The sequence below is a fragment of the Streptomyces canus 299MFChir4.1 genome (genome assembly GCF_000383615.1).
In the GTDB taxonomy this organism is placed as follows: Bacteria; Actinomycetota; Actinomycetes; order Streptomycetales; family Streptomycetaceae; genus Streptomyces; species Streptomyces canus_C.
The window spans coordinates 17495-39967 of the sequence record NZ_KB911582.1; the positions used below are offsets into that span (position 1 = coordinate 17495).

Annotated in this window: 21 protein-coding genes; 10 read left to right on the forward strand and 11 right to left on the reverse strand. The window is 72.0% G+C overall.

All coding sequences use genetic code 11. The annotated features are described in order from the left end of the window. Positions 1–4: 4 nt before the first annotated feature. Positions 5–979 (reverse strand): carbohydrate kinase family protein, encoded by a 975-nt coding sequence (locus tag H293_RS0100085; protein WP_020115841.1) that lies wholly within the window; start codon positions 977–979, stop codon positions 5–7. Between the two features lie 202 nt (positions 980–1181). On the opposite strand from H293_RS0100085, the gene H293_RS0100090 reads away from it, so the two are divergent. Both H293_RS0100090 and H293_RS48845 read left to right on the forward strand, forming a co-directional pair. Next, positions 1182–1391: a hypothetical protein gene (locus tag H293_RS0100090; protein WP_020115842.1), complete on the forward strand. Its 210-nt coding sequence runs from the start codon at positions 1182–1184 to the stop codon at positions 1389–1391. Positions 1392–2272: 881 nt separating this feature from the next. Beyond that, positions 2273–3751, forward strand: coding sequence for a hypothetical protein (locus H293_RS48845; RefSeq protein ID WP_259294422.1), 1479 nt, complete (start codon positions 2273–2275; stop codon positions 3749–3751). Positions 3752–3836: 85 nt separating this feature from the next. On the opposite strand, the gene H293_RS0100100 is transcribed toward H293_RS48845, so the two are convergent. Continuing rightward, the gene (locus H293_RS0100100) at positions 3837–4193 is read right to left on the reverse strand and encodes an iron-sulfur cluster assembly accessory protein (RefSeq protein ID WP_020115844.1); all 357 of its coding nucleotides are present in this window, start codon (positions 4191–4193) and stop codon (positions 3837–3839) included. A 254-nt stretch (positions 4194–4447) separates the two neighbouring features. Between H293_RS0100100 and nadA the strand changes: the two genes are divergently transcribed. Beyond that, complete coding sequence (gene nadA / locus H293_RS0100105; RefSeq protein WP_020115845.1) at positions 4448–5644, forward strand: quinolinate synthase NadA; 1197 nt, start codon at positions 4448–4450, stop codon at positions 5642–5644. Between the two features lie 18 nt (positions 5645–5662). On the opposite strand, the gene H293_RS0100110 is transcribed toward nadA, so the two are convergent. The 7 genes from H293_RS0100110 to H293_RS0100140 form a co-directional block, all read right to left on the reverse strand. Then, entirely contained in the window at positions 5663–7906 is a 2244-nt protein-coding gene (locus H293_RS0100110) for a protein kinase domain-containing protein (protein ID WP_020115846.1), read from the reverse strand. Positions 7907–7997: 91 nt separating this feature from the next. Beyond that, positions 7998–9143 carry an RNA polymerase sigma factor gene (locus tag H293_RS0100115; protein ID WP_020115847.1) on the reverse strand — a complete coding sequence of 382 codons (1146 nt, stop codon included), beginning with the start codon at positions 9141–9143 and terminating at the stop codon, positions 7998–8000. Beyond that, complete coding sequence (locus tag H293_RS0100120) at positions 9136–9558, reverse strand: YciI family protein (RefSeq protein ID WP_020115848.1); 423 nt, start codon at positions 9556–9558, stop codon at positions 9136–9138. The genes H293_RS0100115 and H293_RS0100120 overlap by 8 nt, the downstream gene beginning before the upstream one ends. Positions 9559–9672: 114 nt before the next feature. Continuing rightward, complete coding sequence (locus H293_RS0100125) at positions 9673–10350, reverse strand: response regulator (protein ID WP_020115849.1); 678 nt, start codon at positions 10348–10350, stop codon at positions 9673–9675. Next, entirely contained in the window at positions 10347–11582 is a 1236-nt protein-coding gene (locus tag H293_RS0100130) for a sensor histidine kinase (protein ID WP_020115850.1), read from the reverse strand. Before H293_RS0100130 ends, H293_RS0100125 begins: the two co-directional genes overlap by 4 nt. Positions 11583–12213: 631 nt before the next feature. Then, complete coding sequence (gene pspAA / locus H293_RS0100135) at positions 12214–12492, reverse strand: PspA-associated protein PspAA (RefSeq protein WP_020115851.1); 279 nt, start codon at positions 12490–12492, stop codon at positions 12214–12216. 22 nt (positions 12493–12514) lie between these two features. Then, positions 12515–13324 (reverse strand): PspA/IM30 family protein, encoded by an 810-nt coding sequence (locus H293_RS0100140; protein ID WP_020115852.1) that lies wholly within the window; start codon positions 13322–13324, stop codon positions 12515–12517. A 217-nt stretch (positions 13325–13541) separates the two neighbouring features. Between H293_RS0100140 and H293_RS0100145 the strand changes: the two genes are divergently transcribed. The 3 genes from H293_RS0100145 (at position 13542) to H293_RS0100155 (ending at position 16150) form a co-directional block, all read left to right on the forward strand. Then, the gene (locus H293_RS0100145) at positions 13542–14219 is read left to right on the forward strand and encodes a DUF3043 domain-containing protein (protein ID WP_106968235.1); all 678 of its coding nucleotides are present in this window, start codon (positions 13542–13544) and stop codon (positions 14217–14219) included. Positions 14220–14302: 83 nt separating this feature from the next. Further along, on the forward strand, positions 14303–15004 hold the full coding sequence (locus tag H293_RS0100150) for a methyltransferase domain-containing protein (RefSeq protein WP_020115854.1): 702 nt from the start codon (positions 14303–14305) through the stop codon (positions 15002–15004). A 57-nt stretch (positions 15005–15061) separates the two neighbouring features. After that, on the forward strand, positions 15062–16150 hold the full coding sequence (locus H293_RS0100155) for a S1C family serine protease (RefSeq protein WP_028807414.1): 1089 nt from the start codon (positions 15062–15064) through the stop codon (positions 16148–16150). 43 nt (positions 16151–16193) lie between these two features. Here H293_RS0100155 and H293_RS0100160 read toward each other — a convergent pair whose 3' ends face one another. Further along, the gene (locus H293_RS0100160; RefSeq protein ID WP_020115856.1) at positions 16194–16409 is read right to left on the reverse strand and encodes a hypothetical protein; all 216 of its coding nucleotides are present in this window, start codon (positions 16407–16409) and stop codon (positions 16194–16196) included. 176 nt (positions 16410–16585) lie between these two features. Here H293_RS0100160 and H293_RS0100165 point away from each other — a divergent pair, with 176 nt between their 5' ends. Then, the gene (locus H293_RS0100165) at positions 16586–17788 is read left to right on the forward strand and encodes a bifunctional adenosylcobinamide kinase/adenosylcobinamide-phosphate guanylyltransferase (protein WP_020115857.1); all 1203 of its coding nucleotides are present in this window, start codon (positions 16586–16588) and stop codon (positions 17786–17788) included. Here H293_RS0100165 and H293_RS0100170 read toward each other — a convergent pair. Continuing rightward, positions 17777–18370, reverse strand: a complete 594-nt coding sequence (locus tag H293_RS0100170) for a class I SAM-dependent methyltransferase (protein ID WP_020115858.1) — start codon at positions 18368–18370, stop codon at positions 17777–17779. The two genes, H293_RS0100165 and H293_RS0100170, sit on opposite strands and share 12 nt — an antisense overlap. A 126-nt stretch (positions 18371–18496) precedes the next feature. On the opposite strand from H293_RS0100170, the gene cobT reads away from it, so the two are divergent. The 3 genes from cobT to H293_RS59035 all read left to right on the forward strand — a co-directional run bounded on the left by cobT (position 18497) and on the right by H293_RS59035 (position 22130). After that, positions 18497–19597: a nicotinate-nucleotide--dimethylbenzimidazole phosphoribosyltransferase gene (cobT, locus tag H293_RS0100175; protein WP_020115859.1), complete on the forward strand. Its 1101-nt coding sequence runs from the start codon at positions 18497–18499 to the stop codon at positions 19595–19597. A 61-nt stretch (positions 19598–19658) separates the two neighbouring features. Then, positions 19659–21422, forward strand: coding sequence for a phosphatidylglycerol lysyltransferase domain-containing protein (locus tag H293_RS0100180; RefSeq protein ID WP_020115860.1), 1764 nt, complete (start codon positions 19659–19661; stop codon positions 21420–21422). A 9-nt stretch (positions 21423–21431) separates the two neighbouring features. Further along, positions 21432–22130 carry a hypothetical protein gene (locus tag H293_RS59035; protein ID WP_020115861.1) on the forward strand — a complete coding sequence of 233 codons (699 nt, stop codon included), beginning with the start codon at positions 21432–21434 and terminating at the stop codon, positions 22128–22130. Positions 22131–22473 lie beyond the last annotated feature (343 nt).

Genomic DNA, 22473 nt, shown 5'->3' on the forward strand with positions numbered 1-22473 from the left:
CCGGTCACTTGAGGTGGGTGCGGACCTCTTCGGCCGCCTCGTCGCCGTACGCCTTGGTGAACCGCTCCATGAAGTGACCCCGACGCAGCCGGTACTCCTGCGTCCCCACGGTCTCGATGACGAGCGTGGCCAGCATGCAGCCCACCTGGGCCGCCCGCTCCAGGGAGACACCCCAGGCGAGCCCCGACAGGAAACCGGCGCGGAACGCGTCACCGACGCCCGTGGGGTCGGCCTTGCGCTCCTCCTCCGCGCAGCCGACGACGATCGGCTCCTCGCCGACCCGGTCGATCCGCACGCCCTGCGCGCCGAGCGTCGTGACCCGGTGGCCCACCTTCGCGAGGATCTCCGCGTCGGACCAGCCGGTCTTGGACTCGATGAGGCCCTTCTCGTACTCGTTGGAGAAGAGGTACGTGGCGCCGTCCAGCAGGATCCGGATCTCGTCACCGTTCATACGGGCGATCTGCTGGGAGAAGTCCGCGGCGAACGGGATGCCCCGGGACCGGCACTCCTCGGTGTGGCGGAGCATCGCCTCGGGGTCGTCGGCGCCGATGAGGACGAGGTCGAGGCCGTCCACGCGGTCGGCGACCGTCTTGAGCTCGATCTGGCGGGCCTCGCTCATCGCGCCCGTGTAGAAGGAGCCGATCTGGTTGTGGTCGGCGTCGGTGGTGCACACGAAGCGGGCGGTGTGCAGCGTCTCGGAGATCCGGACGGACGCGGTGTCCACGCCGTGCCGGTCCAGCCAGGCGCGGTACTCGTCGAAGTCGAAGCCCGCGGCGCCGACGAGGATCGGGTTCGTGCCGAGCTGGCCCATGCCGAAGGCGATGTTCGCGCCGACGCCTCCCCTGCGGACGTCGAGGTTGTCGACCAGGAAGGAGAGCGAGACCGTGTGCAGTTGGTCCGCGACGAACTGGTCGGCGAAGCGGCCGGGGAAGGTCATGAGGTGGTCGGTGGCGATGGAGCCGGTGACTGCGATGCGCACGGCGAGGCTCTCCAGAGAAATGAAGGGGGGCGCGATAGCGCTCGTTGGAAGGGTGGTGGCGGGAGACGGGAGGGCGTGTTGACGGTTAACGCTATCGGGTCCGTATGGAGTACTGCGAGGCGGCGGACGGTGCGGTGAAGCAGGAAAAACTACCCGATAGTAGATCTTTCTTCGCGGGCTCCGGCGTGCTTACGGTTCCGTCATGACGAACCTTGAGCTGTACGCCTCAGCCCCGGCCGACCTGGACGGGGACCTCGCCTCGCTGCGCGGTGACTGTGCCCGGATGGCTCCGCACTGGACGGTTCCCGACCGAATCGTCGCCCGTCCGGTCTCCCCCTCGCTGATCCACGGAGTGAAGGTTCCCGAGGGGTCCGCCCGGCTGCTGGAGGCGATGTCGGAGTACGGCGACTGAGTCGCTGCGGCCGACTCAGCGGCGCGTGCGTCGGCGCGTTCGAGGGAACCGCGCGCTCCCCCGCTGCGTCCCATCGCCGTCCCCCGGAAAGGGGATGCGGGATACGACCCGTTTGCCGACCTTTTTGACAGGGTCGGGTCAGGGTCGAGGGACAGTTGCGCAGCAGAAGGAGCGATGCGGTGAACACCGAGCGACCCGACAACAACGACCCCGGCGAGGCCTCCGGCGGCGGGGACGGGAGCGCCGCGGAAGCGCACGGTGTCGGTGAAGCGAGCGCTGCCGAGGCCTCCGGCGACGTCGGGACGAACCACGCCGGGGCAGGTCAGGGCGGGGCCGATCAGGACGGTGGGGCCGAGAGCGCCGGGAAGTCTGCCGGCAGCGCCGAAGCCTCGGCCGGGCACGCCGGCGGAGTCGCCGACGCCGACACGGACGACTCCCCGGCCTCCGGCACGGGAGCGGGTGCCGCCGGGCCGGATGGCTCCGCGAGCCCCGACTCCCCTGCCGACCGGGACAAGCTCACCGCCCCCGAGACCCCCACCGCTGACCAGCCCACGAGCCTCGACCAACCCCAGCCCCCTGCCGACGCCACCCCGGCCTCCGACACCGGTCCCGGTGCCGCCGGGCCGGATGGCTCCGCGAACCCCGACTCCCCTGCCGACCGGGACAAGCTCACCGCCCCCGAGGCCGCTGCCGCTGACCAGCCCACGAGCCTCGACCAACCCCAGCCCCCTGCCGACACCACTCCGGCCACCGAACCGGACGGCCACGCGACCGGCGGCCCCAGCGCGGACGGCGATGTCGATGCCGACGCACCTGTAGCCCTCGGTACAGACGCCGGCGCCGGTCAGGCTCGCCCCGCTCCCGTTCCCCCCCACTCCGAGATCCCCCGGCACGAGGGTGCCGACGCGCCCCGCCCGGCCCGGCATCGGTCCCCCGTCGCCATTGCCGCCGTGGCCGCTGCCGTGCTGTTGGTCGGAGGGGGCGGGGCGTACCTCGCCGCCGGGGCCTCCGGAGGGTCCGGTGGCGGCACGGCCTCCGGCGCGTCCGGTGACGGCACTCCGCCGCCTCTCGCACTCGACGGTTACGGCGCAAGCGGTGGCGGGGGGAACGGGATCGCACCCGGGGAGCCGAATCCGTACGGCGCGACCTATCGCGTCGACGGGAGCCTGCCGGAGGGGCCCGGCTCGGCGCCTGTCTACCGGGTCCAGGGGCAGGTCACCAAGGGCGACGTGACGCGGCTCGCCGGGGCGCTCGGGGTCGAGGGGACGCCGGTCGCGCAGGGGCAGGTCTGGCGGGTCGGGGTCAAGGACGGTTCGGGGCCGAGTCTCCAGGTGAACCGGCAGGCGCCGGGCGCGTGGACCTTCCAGCGCTACTCCCCCGTCACGGACAACTGCGGCAGTGCCACCGTGTGCGGAGCGCAGCCCGAGACCCCCACCGGCCCTCCGGTGAGCGAGGCGGCCGCAGAGAAGGCCGCCGCGCCGGTGCTGAAGGCGGTCGGCCAGGGCAGCGCGAAGCTGGACGCGAGCCAGGCCATGGGCGCCCAGCGGATCGTGAACGCCGATCCGGTCGTGGGCGGGCTGCCCACGTACGGATGGGCGACCGGCGTCACCGTGAACGGCCAGGGGGAAGTGGTCGGCGGCACCGGCCAGTTGAAGGCGCCGGTCAAGAGCGACACGTATCCCGTGCTGAGCGCCGAGAAGACGCTGGGCCTGCTGAACAAGGTGCCCGTGGCCGACCACCGCATGGGCATCGGCGGCTGCGCCAGTCCCGTACCGCTGAAGGACCGGCTGGAGGCGCCCTGCGGGGAGCCGAGTGGGGCGGGGAAGAGCACGCTCACCGTCGAGAAGGCGGTGTTCGGGCTGGCCTCGCACTTCGTGGACGGCCGGCAGGCACTCGTGCCGTCCTGGTTGTTCGAGGTGCGGGCGACGGGCGCGAAGGACGCCTTCACGGTGACGTATCCGGCGGTCGACCCGCGGTACATCGCCTCCCCGGCGACCGCGACGCCGACCAACCCCGCCTCCCCCACCGCGCCCTCCGACCGGCCCTCCGCCGCGCCGAAGACGCGGGACGTCGAGGTGGACGGCTACACGGCCGAGGGCAACGAGCTGACCGTGAGCTTCACGGGCGGGGTGTGCGGGGACTACGCGGCGATGGCGAGCGAGAGCAAGGACGAGGTGAAGGTCTCGGTGACCTACACCCCGTGGCCGGACAAGGTCTGCATCATGATCGCCAAGGAGATGCAGAAGACCGTGCCGCTCGACGAGCCGCTCGGTGACCGCAAGGTCGTCGGCTCGGACGGCAAGGAGATCCCGCTGAAGAAGGCGGGGGCACGGCTGCCGGAGACCTCCGGGGCCCGGTAGTCCCGGAGACGCGCGAAGGCGGCGGCCCCGTCGGAGGGGGCCGCCGCCTTCTGTCGCTCGAGGCGCGGGGTGCGAACTCCGGGGCTTAGCTGAAGGAGTCGCCGCAGGCGCAGGAGCCGGTCGCGTTCGGGTTGTCGATCGTGAAGCCCTGCTTCTCGATGGTGTCCACGAAGTCGATGGACGCACCACCCAGGTACGGGGCGCTCATGCGGTCGGTGACGACCTTGACGCCACCGAAGTCCTTGATGACGTCGCCGTCGAGCGAACGCTCGTCGAAGAAGAGCTGGTAACGCAGGCCGGAGCAGCCGCCGGGCTGAACGGCGACGCGCAGGGCCAGGTCGTCACGGCCTTCCTGGTCGAGCAGGGCCTTGACCTTCGCCGCGGCGGCGTCGGACAGGATGATGCCGTCGGTGACGGTGCCGGTCTCGTCCGATACGGACATCTACATCTCTCCCGGGTTGTACGGAGACTGCTTGCCGACTGGTGCAACCGGCAAGGCCGCGGATTCATTCCGGGCCGGACGCCGGTTTTTCGGCGCCTTCTTCATGCTCGCACACGCGGCGGGAAGCGGAAAACGGCTCATCCGCCGTTCTTCGGGATTCACGTCACATCGACGCAATGACCATCGTCAAAGTGACGTGAACCGGGTTATGATAGATAACGTCAGTTCGACGAAAAGTAGAAAGGGTGCGTGTCGTGACCACCGCCCAGACCACGGAGCTCGACGTACAGCCGACTCCGCTCGCCCTGTTGCTGCTCGGCCGCGAGGCCGACCCGAGGAGTGAGCGGGGCGTCGAGTGTCCCGGCGATCTGCCCTCGCCGTCCGACCCCGACCTGGTCGAGCGCGCCCGCGCGGCCAAGGAGAAGCTCGGCGACAAGGTGTTCGTCCTCGGCCACCACTACCAGCGTGACGAGGTCATCCAGTTCGCCGACGTCACGGGCGACTCCTTCAAGCTGGCCCGGGACGCGGCCGCCCGCCCGGAAGCCGAGTACATCGTGTTCTGCGGTGTGCACTTCATGGCCGAGTCCGCGGACATCCTCACGTCCGACGCCCAGAAGGTCGTGCTGCCCGACCTCGCCGCCGGCTGCTCCATGGCCGACATGGCGACGGCCGAGCAGGTCGCCGAGTGCTGGGACGCCCTCACCGACGCCGGCATAGCCGAGCAGGTCGTGCCGGTGTCGTACATGAACTCCTCGGCGGACATCAAGGCGTTCACGGGCAAGCACGGCGGCCTGATCTGCACCTCGTCCAACGCCAAGCGGGCCCTGGAGTGGGCCTTCGAGCAGGGGGAGCCTCATTCAACAAAGGTGCTGTTCCTCCCCGATCAGCACCTCGGGCGCAACACCGCGGTCCGCGACATGGGCATGTCCCTTGAGGACTGTGTCGTCTACAACCCGCACAAGCCGAACGGCGGCCTGACCGCCGAGCAGCTGCGGGACGCGAAGATGATCCTGTGGCGCGGGCACTGCTCGGTCCACGGCCGCTTCTCGCTGGAGTCCGTGGAAGATGTCCGCGCCCGCATCCCCGGGGTGAACGTCCTCGTCCACCCCGAGTGCAAGCACGAGGTCGTGGCCGCGGCGGACTACGTCGGCTCGACCGAGTACATCATCAAGGCGCTGGAGGCGGCCCCGGCCGGCTCGAAGTGGGCGATCGGCACGGAGCTCAATCTCGTACGACGCCTCGCGAACCGTTTCGCCCCCGAGGGCAAGGAGATCGTCTTTCTCGACAAGACGGTCTGCTTCTGCTCGACCATGAACCGCATCGACCTGCCCCACCTGGTCTGGACCCTGGAGTCCCTGGCCGAGGGCACGCTCGTCAACCGGATCGAGGTCGACAAGGAGACGGAGGCGTTCGCGAAGCTGGCCCTGGAGCGGATGCTGGCGCTGCCGTAGAACCGTGGTCGCAGGCGCTCACCCCGACGCGGAGGTCCGCTCGGGGTGGGCGGGGTCGAGGGTGAAGACGTCGCCGGCCAGTGTGGGAACGATCAGGGCGCCCTTGTTGAGCAGCACCTGGGGCGCCAGCTCGCTCTGTGAGTTGACCCACGTGGCGCGCGGCAAGGTCTCCCACAGCAGCGTGCCCTTGTCGGCGTCCAGAGCCGCGACCCGGCCGCTGGGGCTGGACAGATAGACCACCCGTGCTCCCGGGCCGGGGGTGACACCGCCCGGCTGCTCCAGGCTTGTCGGGGTCTGCCACAGCTGCTTGCCGGTACGGACCGATACGGCGGTCACCCGGCCGGAGGTGCCGGTGAACCACAGGGTGCCGTCCACCGTCGTCGCGGTGCCCTCGAACTTCTCGGCCGGCTCCGTCGTCGTGGCGGCGCCCGTGTCCGGGTCGACCAGCCGGATCCGGGAGAAGGGGCCCTTCGTACCGGTGCTCAGGTGCCCGGGCACTTCCTCGCCGGCATCGAGGTAGAGCAGGCGGCCGTCGTACGTGCCGACGAGGGTCGAGTGATCGGGCACCTTCAGGCGCCGCACCGAGCCGTCGGAGCGGTCGAACCCCAGGAGCAGGGTGTCCTTGGCGGCCGTGGTGCCGGGATTGCACTCCAGGTAGAGGCCCACGTTCGAGTGCGCGGGGTCGCACTGCATGCCCGGTGGAAGCGGTGCCGTCCAGCGCTGGGCGCCGGAACGTACCGAACGAGCGGTCAGCGATCCGCGGCCGGTGTCCGGTACGAGCACCAGGTCACCGGAGACGAACACGTGGGTCGACCGAAGGTCCACCGTGCGGTGCCAGAGCCGTTTTCCCGTCCGGGTGTCCAGTGCGCTGACGGAGGTCACGAGGTCGCCACCCTCGGGTTGGTACTGCTGCTTGACCAGCATGACGTCGTCCGTGACCCCCAGGAGCCAGAAGAAGTACGACCTCTTCTTGGGGAGGGAGGGTATTCCGTCGGCGCGCCAGTCGACCCGTCCGGTGACACCGTCGAGGCGCACGGGCAGCACCGCGTCGCCCGCGCAGTAGAGGGCGCCCTCGTACATCTGGCACTCCGGGCCACTGTCACCCCCTCCGTCCAGGAGTGTGATCCCTTTCTTCAGGCCCCGCTCGGCGGTGGCGTACACCGTCGTGTGCCAGGGTTGCCAGCCGCTGGGCAGCGCCTTCCAGCGCGAGGCGGCGGTCTTCGCACGGGTCGTGCCGCCCTCGTCGTCGCCGTTGGTCCGTCCCGGGCCGGTCAGCAGATACGAGGTCAGCCCGACGGCCAGCACGCCGATCGCGGCGGTCATCGCCCACAGCGGGCGCAGTCGGCGCCGGCGGCCGGGCGAGGTGGCCGACCTCGGGTCCGGGGCCCCGGTGTCGGAGGGGGCCGGCAGGTCCTCGCGCGGTGTCACCGTCCGCGGGCCGTCCGCGGCCTCCTCCTCCGGCAGCACCCGTGCGAGCTCCCGGGCCACGTCGTCCAGTCCGGGCCGGTCCGCGGCCTTCTTGGCCAGACAGCTCTGCAGGACCGTCCGCAGCTCATCCCGTACGCCGTCCAGGACGGGTTCGTCGTGCACCACCTGGTACGCCGTGAGGTAGGGGCTGTCCGCGTCGAACGGACCCCGGCCCGTGACGGTGTACACCAGCAGGGCACCGAGCGCGAAGACGTCGGAGGCCGGCCCGACCGTGCGGGCGTCGGTGAGCTGTTCCGGGGACATGAAGGGCGGGGTGCCGATCATCTGGCCGGTCTCTGTGAGCGGGTTGTTCTCCGCCGCCCGGGAGATGCCGAAGTCGATGACGCGGGGGCCGTCACCGGCCATCAGGACGTTGGCGGGCTTGAGGTCGCGGTGCACGACACCGGCGCGGTGGATGTCCCGCAGGGCCTCCACCAATCCCAGTGCCAGGCGCCGCAGTTCGGCCTCTCGGAGCGGGCCGAGCTCGGATATCCGGTCGGCGAGCGAGCGGCCGGGCACGTACTGGGTGGCCATCCACGGCCGCGCCGCCTCGGGGTCGGCGTCCACGACCGGAGCGGTGAAGGCACCGCTCACCTTGCGGACGGCGTCGATCTCCTGGCGGAAGCGGGTGCGGAAGACGGGGTCCTCGGCGTACTGGGCGTGCACGACCTTCACCGCGACCTCGCGCCCGGAGCGGGCTCTGCCCCGGTAGACGACGCCCATTCCCCCGGACCCGAGACGGTCGACCAGCTTGTACCCGCCGACCGATTTCGGGTCGTCCTTGTGCAGCGGCATGCCCGCATCCCCTTCCCCCGTGCGGCAGTCCGAGCGACCAGCATATGTAACGGGGTGGCCGGAGCCGCCGGGAAGGCGCCGCCGTGTTCCGTCAGTACCGCCCGAGGGAGTTGAGCCGGGCCGCCTGGCGGGTCAGGTAGTCGCGTTCGGCGAGGTTGGGGGCCTTGTGGGCGGCCTCGGCGTACAGGCGGGCCGCGCTCGTCAGGTCGCCGGCGCGTTCGTGGAGATAGGCCGCCGCGGCGGTGTGGCGGGGCAGTGAGTCATCGAGCGCGGCCAGCGCGGCCAGGCCCGCTCGGGGGCCGTCCGCCTCGCCCACGGCGACCGCCCGGTTGAGGCGGACGACCGGACTGTCGGTGAGACGGGCCAGTTCGTCGTACCACTCGACGATCTGCACCCAGTCGGTCTCCTCGGCGGTGGGGGCGTCGGCGTGCAGGGCGGCGATGGCGGCCTGGGCCTGGAACTCGCCCAGCCGGTCGCGGGCGAGGGCGGCCTGGAGGATCCGCACGCCCTCGGCGATCGCCGCGGTGTCCCAGCGGGTGCGGTCCTGTTCGGCGAGCGGCACCAGAGCGCCGTCGGGGGCGGTGCGGGAGGCGCGGCGGGCGTGGTGGAGCAGCATCAGGGCGAGCAGCCCCGCGACCTCGGGGTGGTCGATGGCGGCGGCGAGCTGCCGGGTGAGCCGGATGGCCTCGGCGGCGAGGTCGACATCGCCGGAGTAGCCCTCGTTGAAAACGAGGTAGAGGACGCGCAGCACGGTGGCGACATCGCCGGGCTGGTCGAAGCGGACGCCGGAGACGGTGCGCTTGGCCCGGCTGATGCGCTGCGCCATGGTCGCCTCGGGCACGAGGTAGGCCTGGGCGATCTGGCGGGTGGTGAGTCCGCCGACGGCGCGCAGGGTGAGGGCGACGGCGGAGGACGGGGTGAGCGAGGGGTGGGCGCACAGGAAGTAGAGCTGGAGGGTGTCGTCCACGGCGGGCGTGGGGCCGGGCAACGGTTCCTCGTCGATACGGCCCTCTCGCCGTCGGCGGGCGGTGTCCGAGCGGGTCGCGTCGAGGAACTTGCGCCAGGCCACGGTGACCAGCCAGCCCTTGGCGTCCCGCGGCGGGTCGTCCGGCCACACCCGCACCGCCTCGACGAGCGCGTCCTGGACGGCGTCCTCGGCCGCCGCGAAGTCGGCTCCGCGGCGGACGAGGACGGTGAGCACGCCCGGCGTGAGGCTTCTGAGCAGCGCCTCATCCACCGGCGTGGCACTCCGGGTCGGTGGGCGAGGCCGCGTAGAACGGGCGCAGCTCCAGCCACTCGTGGATCGGCTTCCCGCCGGCGCCGGGGGCGGCCGACAGCTCCCCGGCCAGCTCCAGGGCCCGCTCGTAGCTGTCGACGTCGATCACCATCCAGCCGGCGATGAGGTCCTTGGTCTCGGCGAACGGCCCGTCGGTGACGGGCGGCCGCCCCTCGCCGTCGTACCGCACCCAGGTCCCCTCGGGAGCGAGGGCCTGCCCGTCGACGTACTCCCCGGTCTTCACCAGCCGGTCAGCGAAGTCCCGCATGTACTGCACGTGCGCGGAGATCTCCTCCGGCGTCCACTGCTCCATGGGCACGTCGTTGGCCGGAGCCGGAGCGCCACGGTAGTGCTTCAGCAGCAGGTACTTGGCCATGGTGTCTCTCCTCGGTCCCGATGCGGCCATTCTGGTCGCTCTCACCACGGGGACGGAGCGGGGCACGGGTTCTCGACATCACCGCGAGAATTGTTTTCGCGGCCCTCGTGGGGGTCATTCCACCCTTGGCCGTACGAGCCCCGACTCGTACGCGATCACCACCAGCTGGGCCCGGTCCCGGGCGCCCAGCTTCGCCATGGCCCGGTTGACGTGGGTCTTGACGGTGAGCGGGCTGACCTCCAGGCGCTCGGCGATCTCGTCGTTGGAGTGACCGCCGGCGACCTGGACGAGGACCTCGCGCTCGCGGACGGTGAGGGCGGCGAGGCGTTCGGAGCTCACCGGGTCGTTGTCGTCCCCGTCGCCCTGGGCGAGGAAGCGGGCGATCAGGCCCTTGGTGGCGGCCGGGGACAGCAGGGCCTCGCCGCCGGCCGCGACCCGGATGGCGCTGAGGAGTTCGTCGGGTTCGCTGCCCTTGCCGAGGAAGCCGGAGGCGCCGGCGCGCAGGGACTGCACGACGTAGTCGTCGACCTCGAAGGTGGTCAGGATGACCACCCGGACATGGGAGAGGGAGGCGTCCTCGCTGATCATGCGGGTGGCGGCGAGACCGTCCGTGCCGGGCATCCGGATGTCCATCAGCACGACGTCGGCGCGCTCCTGCCTGGTCAGCCGTACGGCCTCGGCGCCGTCGGACGCCTCGCCGACCACCTCCATGTCCGGCTCCGAGTCGACGAGCACCCGGAAGGCGCTGCGCAGCAGCGCCTGGTCGTCGGCGAGCAGGACACGGATCGTCATACGGGCTCCCCCGGTTCGTCCCTTGCTGCGGCGGTGCGGGTCTTGACGGGCAGGATCGCATGGACGCGGAAACCGCCTCCGTAGCGGGGACCGGTGGTGAGGGTGCCGCGCAGGGCGGTGACGCGCTCGCGCATGCCGAGCAGGCCGTGGCCGCCGCCGTTGTCCGGGTCGTCGTCGTCGCCGGCTCCGTCGTCGAGGACCGTGATCTCCACGTTGGGGCCGCCGCGTACGACGCTGACCTCGGCCTTCGCGTCCGCCCCCGCGTGTTTCCGTACGTTCGTGAGGGCTTCCTGGATGACCCGGTAGGCGGCCAGGTCCACGGCGGCGGGCAGGGTGGTGCCGTGGTCGGCGCGGGCGACCTCGACGGGGAGGCCCGCGCTGCGGAAGGTGCCGACGAGTTCGTCGAGGCGGGCCAGGCCGGGAGCGGGTTCGGTGGGCGCCTCGGGGTCGCCGGACTGCCGCAGCAGGCCGACGGTGGCGCGGAGTTCGTTGAGGGCGGAGCGGCTGGCCTCGCGGACATGGGCGAGGGCTTCCTTGGCCTGGTCGGGCCGCTTGTCCATGACGTGCGCGGCGACTCCGGCCTGGACGTTGACCAGGGCGATGTGGTGGGCGACGACGTCGTGCAGGTCGCGGGCGATGCGCAGACGCTCCTCGGCGACCCTGCGCCGGGCCTCCTCCTCACGGGTGCGTTCGGCCTTCTCGGCGCGCTCCCTGATGGCCTGGACGAAGGCGCGGCGGCTGCGGACGGCGTCCCCTGCGGTGGCGCCGATGCCGGTCCAGGCGAAGATGCCGAGGTTCTCCTGGGCGTACCAGGGCAGCGGGCCTGCGAGCATCGCGGCGCCGGTGAGCACGGTCATGGTGAGCAGGCCGACGCGCCAGGTGGTGGGGCGGTCGGTGGTGGAGGCGACCGTGTAGAGGGCGATCACGGCGGCCATGGCGACGGGCGCGCGGGGGTCGCCGGTGACGCACTCGATGATGGCGGCGGTGCCGGTGAGGGCCAGGACGGTGAGGGGGGCGCGGCGGCGGAAGACCAGCGCGAGGGCGGCGAGGGCCATGAGGACGAGGCTGAGCAGGTCAGGGGTGCGGATGCTCCAGCTGACGGCGTCCTGGTCGTGGGGCTGGACGAAGGAACCGACCACCATGCAGCCGAGCACGCCCGCCGCGAGGACGGCGTCCAGGGCCAGGGGGTGCGCCTTGAGGTGGTGCCGGGCGCGGTCGAGGGGGCGACTCACTCTTGAACAGTACGGGGGCCCTGCCGGGGGCGGAACGGAGGCCACCTGTACGTTTCCGGCCTCGCGCAGCCGGGCCGCGGTGACGGCTCCGGCGGGCCTGCCGGCCCTCGGAGGCGGGGCGGAGGCATGGGACGGAACCGGGGGCCGGGGGGCGGGCAGAAGCCCGGAGCCCCTGCCCCGGTAGCGCACCCGGAGTCCCTGCCCGGGTCGCGGTGACCGCTCCGGAGCCTGCCGGGCCTCGGAGGCGGGACGGAGGCATGGGACGGGAAGCCGTGCGGCCGGGGGGCGGGCAGAAGCCCGGAGCCCCTGCCCCGGTAGCGCACCCGGAGTCCCTGCCCGGGTCGCGGTGACCGCTCCGGAGCCTGCCGGTCCTCGGAGGCGGGACGGAGGCATGGGACGGGAAGCCGTGCGGCCGGGGGGCGGGCAGAAGCCCGGAGCCCCTGCCCGGGTCGCGGTGACCGCTCCGGGGCCTGCCGGTCCTGGGCAGCGGGTGGGGGCCGGGGAGGGCTGAAGCGTGGAGCCCCTGGGGGACGGCGGCGGGCTTCCTGGAACGGCTCGGCACGGCGGGACGGCGCTGGAGCAGAGCGCCCCGGGCCGGCTCGGGCATCCCCGAATCCGGGACGGTGCGGGGTCAGCCCGGGATCAGGCCGTCGTCGCTGAGCAGGTCCCGGACTTCCTCCAAGGTCGCGTCCGAGGACGGCAGGATCAGCTCCGAGGGTTCCAGGGAGTCGTCGGGGAGAGGCACGCCCAGTTCCCGGACACGGGCGAGGAGGGCCTGGAGAGTGCGGCGGAATCCCGGGCCGTCGCCCTTCTCCATCTCGGCCAACAGCTCGTCGTCCAGCTTGTTCAGGTCGGCGAGGTGGCTCTCGGCCAGCCTCACCTGCCCCTCCCCCATGATCCGTACGATCATGTCGCCCTCCTCGGCGTGGGACCTACTGCTTGTCGAAGCGTGGAGTGTCCTGCGGCTGCTGGGACTGCGACTGACCGGTGCCGCCCTCGATGGCCTGCTGCGACGAGGAGCCTCCCCCAGTGCCAATAGCCTGGGAGGTACCCCCAGCCAGCTCCGCCTTCATGCGCTGCAGCTCCAGCTCTACATCCGTACCACCGGAGAGCCGGTCCAGCTCGGCCTGGATGTCGTCCTTGTGCATGCCGGACTGGTCGTCCAGGACACCCGAGGCGAGGAGTTCGTCGATGGCGCCGGCCCGGGCCTGGAGCTGGGCGGTCTTGTCCTCGGCCCGCTGAATCGCCAGGCCCACGTCGCCCATCTCCTCGGAGATACCGGAGAAGGCCTCGCCGATCCGGGTCTGCGCCTGGGCCGCGGTGTAGGTCGCCTTGATGGTCTCCTTCTTGGTCCGGAAGGCGTCCACCTTGGCCTGGAGGCGCTGGGCCGCAAGGGTGAGCTTCTCCTCCTCGCCCTGCAGCGTCGAGTGCTGGGTCTCCAGGTCGGTCACCTGCTGCTGGAGCGCGGCGCGGCGGGACAGCGCCTCACGGGCGAGGTCCTCACGGCCGAGCGCGAGCGCCTTGCGGCCCTGGTCCTCCAGCTTCGAGGACTGCGACTGCAACTGGTTCAGCTGGAGTTCCAGGCGCTTGCGGGAGGTGGCCACATCGGCCACGCCCCGGCGCACCTTCTGGAGCAGCTCCAGCTGTTTCTGGTACGAGTAATCGAGGGTTTCGCGCGGATCCTCGGCCCGGTCAAGGGCCTTGTTCGCCTTCGCGCGGAAGATCATCCCCATACGCTTCATGACACCGCTCATGGGCTTCGCGCGCCCCCTTCTGACGGACTTCCAGCTCCAGCTCTGCGACAGAACCCACAGTACGGGCCCTGCATCCATTGACGCACTGTTCCGGGACGGATGCGCTCATCCCCAAGGACGACTGACCAATCCCTTGCTCCGGCGTAAGGAGTAGGTGACCTTCAGGGTCAGCAACCGACACCGGACGTCCCCTCTGTCCCCTTACATGACGACTGGTGTTGCCGGATCGTTCCCCACCGGGCTGGGGTCCAACCCCGGACACCCCTTACCCTTGGGTTTTGTGTTCCGAAGCCGTGCCACCAAGGAAGAGAAGGCCGCCGTCGCCGACAAGGCGCAGCTGACCGACTCCAAGCAGCCCCGCGACCCGCAGGCCCCCAAGGGCCGGCCCACGCCGAAGCGCAATGAGGCCCAGTCCCAGCGCCGCAGCGTCGCCAACACGTCGCTCACCCGCAAGGACGCCGCCAAGAGGCAGCGCGAGGAGCGCCGCTCGGCGCTGGAGAGGCAGCGCCAGGCGCTGGCCGGCGGTGACGAGCGGTACCTGCCCGCGCGGGACAAGGGCCCGGTGCGCAAGTTCGCCCGCGACACCATCGACGCGCGGTTCAACGTGGCGGAGTTCTTCCTGCCGATGGCCGTGGTCATCCTCGTGCTGAGCCTGGTGCGGGTGGGCGCGCTCCAGAACATCGCGCTGCTGTTGTGGCTCGTCGTGATCGTGCTCATCGTGCTCGACTCGATCCTCACCGGTTTCCGTCTGAAGAAGCGGCTCGCCGAGCGCTTCCCGGACCAGAACCGCAAGGGCGCGGTCGCCTACGCCCTGATGCGCTCCCTCCAGATGCGTCGCCTCCGGTTGCCGAAGCCGCAGGTCAAGCGCGGAGAGCGGCCCTGAGTACGACGTCTTTCTCCGGGGGTGCGGCCGACGCCTGGCTGGGAAAGCTCGGCGGGCTGCGCAATGTCGTACGACAGGAGCTGGTGGCCCGGCAGCTCGACGAGCAGATAGTGGGCCGGTACCCGGTCGGGCAGCGGCTGCGGGTGCTCGACGTGGGGATGGGCCAGGGCACTCAGGCCCTGCGGCTGGCCCGCGCCGGGCACCAGGTGACCGGGCTCGAACGGGACGCCACCATGGTCGCGGCGGCCCGGGAGGCCCTGTCCGCCGAGCCCGAGGGCATCCGGGAGCGGATGCGGATCATCGAGGGCGACGGCCGGGACACCGGGGTGCACTTCCTGCCGGGCAGTTTCGACGTGGTGCTGTGCCACGGCGTGCTCATGTACGTCGAGGAGCCGGATCCGCTGCTCGCCGGTCTTGCGCGGATGCTGGCACCGGGCGGGCTGCTGTCGCTGCTCGTGCGCAACGCCGACGCGCTGGCGATGCGGCCGGGGCTGGCCGGGGACTGGGCCGGCGCGCTGGGGGCCTTCGACACCACGGCGTACCGCAACCGGCTGGGGCTCGACGTGCGGGCCGACCGGCTGAGCACGCTGACCGCGACGCTCGCCGGCATCGGGGCGCCGCTCCAGGCCTGGTACGGGGTACGGGTGTTCACGGACACGGCGGCGGACGACACCGGGACGCCGGACGACATGGAGACGCTGCTGGCCTGCGAGGAGCGGGCCGGGCGGACGGATCCGTACCGTGGCGTCGCCGCGCTGCTGCACCTGTGCGGGGTGCGGGGCTGAGCCCGTTCGGGCGAACAGCACAGGCCCGGGCCTTCGCCCCGAGATGAGACTCGGGGCATGAATGCTTCGCGTACCTGTGCTCTGCGGCTGCCGTTGGCGGCGCTCGTGTGTTCGGTCGTGCTGCTGTCCGGGTGTTCCGACTCCGGTTCCTCCGACTCCGGTTCCTCCGCGCGGAAGAAGACGTCGACCACGCAGGCCGCGCAGGCTGCCGCACCCGCCGCCGCGAGCGATCTGCAGAGCGACTACCAGAAGGTGATCAAGGACGTTCTGCCGTCGGTCGTGCAGATCCAGGCCAGCAATGATCTGGGCTCCGGGGTGGTGTACGACGACAAGGGGCACATCGTCACCAACGCGCATGTCGTCGGGGACGAGAAGACCTTCAAGGTGACGACGGCGCACAACGAGAACGAGCTGACCGCGACGCTCGTGTCCTCCTACCCCGAGCAGGATCTAGCCGTCATCAAGCTGGACAAGGTGCCGGACGGGCTGCGGGCGGCGACCTTCGGGGACACCTCAAAAGTCCAGGTGGGCCAGATCGTGCTCGCCATGGGCTCACCGCTCGGTCTGTCGTCCAGCGTGACCCAGGGCATCGTCTCGGCGACCGGACGGACCGTCAGCGAGAGCAGCGGCGAGGGCGAGCCCGGGGCGACCATCGCCAACATGGTGCAGACCTCCGCGGCCATCAACCCCGGCAACAGCGGCGGCGCCCTCGTCAACCTCGACGGCCAGGTCATCGGCATCCCGACGCTCGCGGCGATCGACCCCACCTTCGGGAACAGCGCGGCGCCCGGGATCGGGTTCGCGATCCCCGCCTCGATGGTGAAGAAGGTCGCCGATCAGATCATCAAGGACGGCAAGGTCACCGACTCGGGCCGGGCCGCGCTCGGCATCACCGGCCGTACGGTCGTCGACGCCGCCTCCCGGGCCGCCGGGGTCGCGGTCGTGGACGTGAAGAGCGGCGGGGCCGCGGACAAGGCGGGCATCGAGCCCGGGGACGTCATCACGCAGCTGGGCGACACCGGGATCACGACCATCACCTCGCTCTCCGAGGCGCTCGCGGCGGACAAGCCGGGTCAGAAGACCACCGTGACCTACACCCGGGACGGCAGCGCGAAGACGGTGGAAGTGACGCTGGGCGAGCAGTAGCGGTGGTGGGCGAGGGCCGCGCTGTGGCTCTCGCCCACCCCGGTCACGCTTCCTCTGCCGCCTTCAGGCTCATCGGGCCGTAGATCTCGGTGGCGTCCTCGAACAGCCGCACCTGTTCCGCGCCGCCGGCGAGCAGGGGCTTCCAGTACTCGCCGAGCCAGGACTCGGCGTCGCCCTGGGTGGTGAACTCCTCCGGCTCCACGGCGGGTTGGGTCTCCGCACCGTCGGCCTTCTCGAATCGCCAGGTCCATGTCGCCATGTGAGCCTCCCGTGTTTGATCCGTTACGAAGAGCACCCTAAGCGGTAGTTCGCGGGCCGCGGACCGGTGGGGGTTGCCCGCGCCCTCGCGGCGGAGCCGCAGATCGGCACGGCTCCGCGCCCCTGAAAGCGGCTCCGCGCGCGCTGGATCACCGGGGACCGGCGAGAATCGGTTCCGTGGAACTCACTCTGCTCGGCACCGGCGCCCCCGCCGGTCTTCCCCGGCCCTTCTGTCCCTGTGCCGCGTGCGCCACCGCGCTCGGCGAGAACGCGCGGGCCGCCACCGCCGTGCTCGTCGACGGGATCCTGCTGCTCGATCTCACCCCCGGTGCCGCCTTCGCCGCCGCCCGGGCCGGGCAGTCGCTCGCCGGGGTACGGCAGGTCCTGCTGTCGCACCCCCATGACGGGCCCCCCGTCGAGGTGCCCGCGGGTCTTCCGCAGCCGGGGCGGGTGCCGGACGGCCGGGAGTTGACGTTGTTGACGGGGCATCGGGTGCGGGCCGTGCCGATGGACGCGCCGGGGACCGGGTACGCCGTCACCGGGCCGGACGGGCAGCGGGTGCTGTACCTGCCGCCCGGGGGCGCGCCGGCGGGGCTGGAGAAGGGGGCGGCGGAGTCGTACGACATGGTGCTCGCCGATGTCGTGCGGCGGCCGGACGCGCTCGCCCGGCTGCGGGCCGTCGGGGCCGCGGGGCCCACGACCGACGTCGTCGCCGTGCATGTCGATCACGACGTGCCGCCCGGCGCCGAGGTGCGGCGGAGGCTGGCCGCGGCCGGGGCGCGGGCCGTGCCCGACGGGACGACTCTGGTCGTCGGCGGCTATGAGGAGGTACCGGATGTGCCGCGGCGGACGCTGGTGCTGGGCGGGGCGCGGTCCGGGAAGTCGGTGGAGGCCGAGCGGCGCCTTGAGGCGTTCCCCGACGTGCTGTACGTGGCGACCGGCGGGTCGCGGAACGGGGACACTGAGTGGGCCTCCCGGGTCGCCGCCCACCGGGAGCGGCGGCCCGGATCGTGGCGTACGACGGAGACCTGCGACCTGGTGCCGCTGCTGAAGGACGACGGGGCGCCGCTGCTGGTCGACTGTCTGTCGCTGTGGCTGACGGACGCGATGGACGCCGTGGGGGCGTGGGACGACGCGGAGTGGGCCGACGGCGGGGAGCGGGAACTGCGTTCGCGGGTGCGGGAGTTGACGGAGGCGGTGCGGGAGGCGCGGCGGACCGTGGTGGCCGTGTCGAACGAGGTGGGGTCGGGGATCGTGCCGGCCACCGCGTCCGGGCGCCGGTACCGGGACGAACTGGGGCGGCTGAACGCGGCGTTCGCGGGCGAGTGCGAGCAGGTGGTGCTGGTGGTGGCGGGACAGGCGATGGTCCTACGGGGCTGACGGCTCCTTGCGCGCGATCACCCGGTAGGCCTTCGCGAAACGGGTGCCGGCGAGGAGGAGGGCCAGGGTGTGGTCCAGCGCTCTCGCGGTGGAGGTCAGCAACCCGGGGGTGCCGGGCAGACGGGCCGTCAGGCGGGCCGGGACGTGCGCGGATCGGCGGGCCGTGGCGATGACGGTGCAGCCCCGGGACTCCAGTTCGGGGCGGGGGTCGTCCCTGGACTCGACCAGGAGGTGGCCGCCGGGGCGCAGGACGGCGAGGGCCGCCTGGAGTTCCGCGGGGTCGGCGCGACGGTTCAGCAGGCTGACCACGTCGTAGCGGGCGCGCAGGTGGGCGACGATCCGCGGGTCGGTCAGACGGCCCTGGTAGCCCTCCTCCAGGCGCTCGATCGCCTGGGCGTGCAGGACGCGAGGGGTGGGGTCCAGGCCGTCGAAGGCCGTGTAGGGGAAGAACGTTCGCGCCGCCTCGGGGAAGTCCGCGTCCCCGGTGTCCACGTCCAGCCAGCTCTCGGGTTCGGGGAACGGCAGTATGGCGCGGGCGGTGGAGCGAAGACGCCGTACGGAAGGGGCGGTCGGTGCGGACATGGGGTCTCCCGGGGACGCACAGCAATTCGCTACAAAACGGAACGTATGGGATCCCGATCCCGGGTGCAATGACGTCATGGCCCTGCGGCACCCCCGTGTTCGATCAGGGCCGGTACTGTTCGGCGAATGAGCTCGCTTAATCTCGACGACTTCACCGATCTGATCGAGCGCCCCGACGGCGGGGTGCGTCGCGACGCCGAGGCGCGCCGGGAGCGTCAGATCGTGCCTCCCGGGGCGCTGGGCCGCCTCGACGACCTGGGTGAGTGGCTGGCGGCGGCGCAGTCGGCGGTACCGGTACGGCCGGTCGAACGGCCGCGGGTCGTGCTGTTCGCCGGTGACCACGGGGTCGCCGAACTGGGTGTCTCGGGACGGGCCGCGGGCAGTGCCTCGGAGTTGGTGCGAGAGGTCCTGGAGGGCGGCCGTCCGGTGTCGATCCTCGCCCGGCGCCTCGGCGTCCCGGTGCGGGTCGTGGACATGGCGCTGGACTGCGATCCGGACGAGCTGCCGCAGGACGTCGTACGGCATCGGGTGCGGCGCGGGAGCGGTCGTATCGATGTCGAGGACGCGTTGACGGCGGAGGAGGCGGAGGCCGCCTTCCGGGCCGGGGTCGCGGTGGCCGACGAGGAGGCCGACTCCGGTACGGATCTCGTGGTGCTCGGCGATGTGAGCGTGGGCGGGACCACGGCGGCCGGGGTGCTGGTCGCAGCGCTGTGCGGGACCGACGCGTCCGTGGTGACCGGGCGCGGCGGGACCGGGATCGACGACCTCGCGTGGATGCGCAAGTGCGCGGCGATCCGGGACGCGCTGCGGCGGGCGCGGCCGGTGCTCGGGGACCAGTTGCAGCTGCTGGCGACGGTGGGCGGGGCCGACCTCGCGGCGATCACCGGGTTCCTGCTGCAGAGCGCGGTGCGCAAGCTGCCCGTCGTGCTGGACGGGGTGGTCGTGGCCGCCTGTGCGCTGGTGGGGCAGCGGATCGCCTTCCGGGCGCCGGACTGGTGGCTGGCCGGGCAGAGCAGTGGTGAGCCGGGGCAGGCGAAGGCGCTGGACCGGATGGCCCTGGAACCGCTGCTCGACCACGGCGTGACGGTCGGGGAGGGCGCGGGCGGACTGCTCGCGCTGCCGCTGGTGCAGGCCGCGGCGGCGCTGGCCGCCGAGCTGCCCGAGAAGCCCGCGGACTCCGAGGAGTCGCAGGAGAAGGAACCGGAGAAGGCGTCCGACGAGGAGTAGTCGAGGACAGGGGGGTGCCCTTGCGGCCAAATCGCCGGCGCAAGGGGCATGATCGCCCTTCATGGGAGATGTCCGAGTCGCACCTGTCCGGGATGCACGGTCCACCGCCGCCTCGCGGCGGGCCGCCGGGTTCGCCGTCTGGTACCTGCGGGTCGTCGCGTTCGTCAACTTCCTCAGTGCGGTGTGGGTGTCGCTGGGGCAGGACGTACGGCGCCACAACCAGCAGGACCTCTTCACGCCGTATCTGCTGACGGCGGGCTTCGCCTCCGGGGTGTTCACGGCGTTCCTCGCGATCACCATGCGGCGGCGCAAGCGCGCGGCGTGGATCCTGAACCTGGTGCTGTCGGGGGCGTTCCTCGCGCTGTTCGTCTTCGCGATGGCGTTCCCGGAGATCCGGCGGTACGCGCAGAACTGGATCTCCCTGTTCCTCACCGCCGCCTTCGTGGTCGCCCTCCTCGTCGGGCGGCGGGAGTTCTACGCCAAGGGCGACCGGTCCAACCCGCGGCTCGCCGCCGCCGTGGCCGTGGGCGGACTGCTGGTGTGCTCGCTGCTGGCCGCGCTGCTGGTGACCGTCACCAACCAGGCGTCGCGGTCGTCGGCCTTCGTCGAGCGCTGGTGGTACGGCACGCTGCGGCTGGTCTCGGTCGCCGCCGACGACTCCCGCTTCGACGGGATCCTCACGCCGAACTGGGTCAATGTCGCCATCAACGTGCTCAGCACGGTCCTCGTCCTCGCCGTCTTCTACGCCGCCTTCCGCTCCCGGCGTGCCGTCGACCCGCTCACCGAGGACGACGAGCGGTGCCTGCGGGAACTGCTGGAGCGGCACGGCGAGCGGGACTCGCTCGGGTACTTCGCGCTGCGCAGGGAGAAGAGCGTCGTCTGGTCGCCGACCGGGAAGGCGGCCGTGACCTACCGGGTGGTCAGCGGGGTCTCCCTGGCGTCCGGTGATCCGATCGGCGACCCGGAGGCCTGGCCGGGGGCGATCGAGCCGTGGCTCGCCGAGGCGCGGGAGCACGGGTGGCTGCCGGCCGTGATGGGCGCGGGCGAGGACGCCGGGACGGTGTACGCGCGGCACGGCCTGGACGCGCTGGAGCTGGGTGACGAGGCGATCGTGGAGGTCGCCGAGTTCACGCTGGAGGGGCGGGCGATGCGGACCGTCCGGCAGGCGTACAACCGGGTCCGGCGGGCCGGGTACACGGTACGGATCCGGCGCCACGAGGACATCCCCGCCGAGGAGATGGAGGCGCTCGTACGGCGGGCCGACGACTGGCGCGACGGGGCCACCGAGCGCGGGTTCAGCATGGCGCTGGGGCGGCTCGGGGACCCGGAGGACGGGCGGTGCGTGGCGCTGGAGTGCAGTGACGCCGACGGGGAGCTGAAGGCGGTGCTCTCCTTCGTGCCGTGGGGGCCGCACGGGCTGTCCCTCGACCTCATGCGCCGGGACCGCGACGCGGACAACGGCCTCATGGAGTTCATGGTCATCGAGCTGCTCAACCGGGCCCAGGAGATCCAGATCACCCAGGTCTCGCTCAACTTCGCGATGTTCCGCTCGGTCTTCGAACGTGGTGCGCGTCTTGGCGCCGGGCCGGTGCTGCGGCTGTGGCGGTCGCTGCTCAGCTTCTTCTCCCGCTGGTGGCAGATCGAGTCCCTGTACCGGGCCAACGCCAAGTACCGGCCCATCTGGGAGCCGCGGTTCCTGCTCTTCGAGAAGAGCGCGGACCTGCCGCGCATCGGGATCGCCTCCGCCCGCGCGGAGGGGTTCCTGGAGGTGCCGGGGCTGCCGGGGTGGCTGCGGCGCCGGGAGCACTTGAGCACGCACAGATGAGGACGTGGGATGAAGATGCTCGCCCGCTGGGCCCGTGCGGAGTGGGGTGAGCTGTACGTCACCGTCCGCGGGCCGCTGCTGCGGCGGCGATGGCGGGCGGTCCCCCTGGCCCTTGCGGCCGTGTGTCTGACGGCGGCGCTGCATTTCGTGCACAACCAGTCGTGGGGTTACGACTTCGTCCAGGACGTCGGTGCCGTGCGCGCCGCGGACCCTCTCTGGCTCGCTCTGCTCCGCACCCCGCTCTCCCTGTTCGTGCCGGCCCTGGACCTGCCGGTGTGGGGTGCGCTGGCGCAGATCCTGTTCGTGTTCGGGATCGCCGAGATCTGTCTGGGCCGGTGGCGGACGCTCACGCTGGCCTACGCGGCCACGCTCGCCGGAACGCTGTACGCCCGCGTAAGCATCTGGCTGGGCCCCGACAGCCCCCTCGGCCTGCCCGCCTCGGACGCCCACGTCGTCGACACCGGCCCGTCGGCGGCTGTGGTGGGCCTCGCCGTCTTCCTCGGCTGGCGCTACGGCGCCCGGGTCACCGCGGGTGCCGTGATCGCGGCGATGGTGGTCGAGGTGCTGGCGAAGGAGAACCTCGCCGGCCGGGAACACGTGGCGGCGATCGCGGCGATGCTGACCCTGTGCGGCCTCTCGGCAGCCCGCCGCCGCCACGCCCGACCCCGGGAGGAAGCCGACTCCGGGCTACCACCAGGCGCCCCCTGAGACCGACAGGCCCTCCACGCCCCATCTCAGCACCCGGCGGACGCCCGCAGCCCCGCCACCTCCGCCCCCGATCAGCACCCGGCAAGACCGCACGCACCGTACCCGGCCACCCCCGCCCCAGATCAGCATCGGCGGGCACACCGCAGCCCCACTACCTCCACGCCACACCAGCACCCCGCAAGCGCCCGCAGCTGACCAGGCCCCGCCCCCGATCAGCACCCGGCAGACGCCCGCAACCCGCCACCCCCACACCCCGCCAGCACCCGGCAAGACCGCACGCACCGTACCCGGCCACCCCCGCCCCCGATCAGCACCCGGCAGACGCCCGCAACCCGCCACCCCC

Coding starts and splice junctions, on each gene's coding strand:
- H293_RS0100100 (WP_020115844.1), bottom strand. CDS start 4,193: ATGTCCGTATCGGACGAGACCGGCACCGTCACCGACGGCATCATCCTG.
- H293_RS0100140 (WP_020115852.1), bottom strand. CDS start 13,324: ATGAAGCGTATGGGGATGATCTTCCGCGCGAAGGCGAACAAGGCCCTT.
- H293_RS0100145 (WP_106968235.1), top strand. CDS start 13,542: ATGACGACTGGTGTTGCCGGATCGTTCCCCACCGGGCTGGGGTCCAAC.
- H293_RS0100170 (WP_020115858.1), bottom strand. CDS start 18,370: ATGTCCGCACCGACCGCCCCTTCCGTACGGCGTCTTCGCTCCACCGCC.
- H293_RS0100120 (WP_020115848.1), bottom strand. CDS start 9,558: ATGGCCAAGTACCTGCTGCTGAAGCACTACCGTGGCGCTCCGGCTCCG.
- pspAA (WP_020115851.1), bottom strand. CDS start 12,492: ATGATCGTACGGATCATGGGGGAGGGGCAGGTGAGGCTGGCCGAGAGC.
- H293_RS59035 (WP_020115861.1), top strand. CDS start 21,432: ATGAAGATGCTCGCCCGCTGGGCCCGTGCGGAGTGGGGTGAGCTGTAC.
- H293_RS0100155 (WP_028807414.1), top strand. CDS start 15,062: ATGAATGCTTCGCGTACCTGTGCTCTGCGGCTGCCGTTGGCGGCGCTC.
- H293_RS0100125 (WP_020115849.1), bottom strand. CDS start 10,350: ATGACGATCCGTGTCCTGCTCGCCGACGACCAGGCGCTGCTGCGCAGC.
- H293_RS0100180 (WP_020115860.1), top strand. CDS start 19,659: ATGGGAGATGTCCGAGTCGCACCTGTCCGGGATGCACGGTCCACCGCC.
- cobT (WP_020115859.1), top strand. CDS start 18,497: ATGAGCTCGCTTAATCTCGACGACTTCACCGATCTGATCGAGCGCCCC.
- H293_RS0100160 (WP_020115856.1), bottom strand. CDS start 16,409: ATGGCGACATGGACCTGGCGATTCGAGAAGGCCGACGGTGCGGAGACC.
- H293_RS0100090 (WP_020115842.1), top strand. CDS start 1,182: ATGACGAACCTTGAGCTGTACGCCTCAGCCCCGGCCGACCTGGACGGG.
- H293_RS0100110 (WP_020115846.1), bottom strand. CDS start 7,906: ATGCCGCTGCACAAGGACGACCCGAAATCGGTCGGCGGGTACAAGCTG.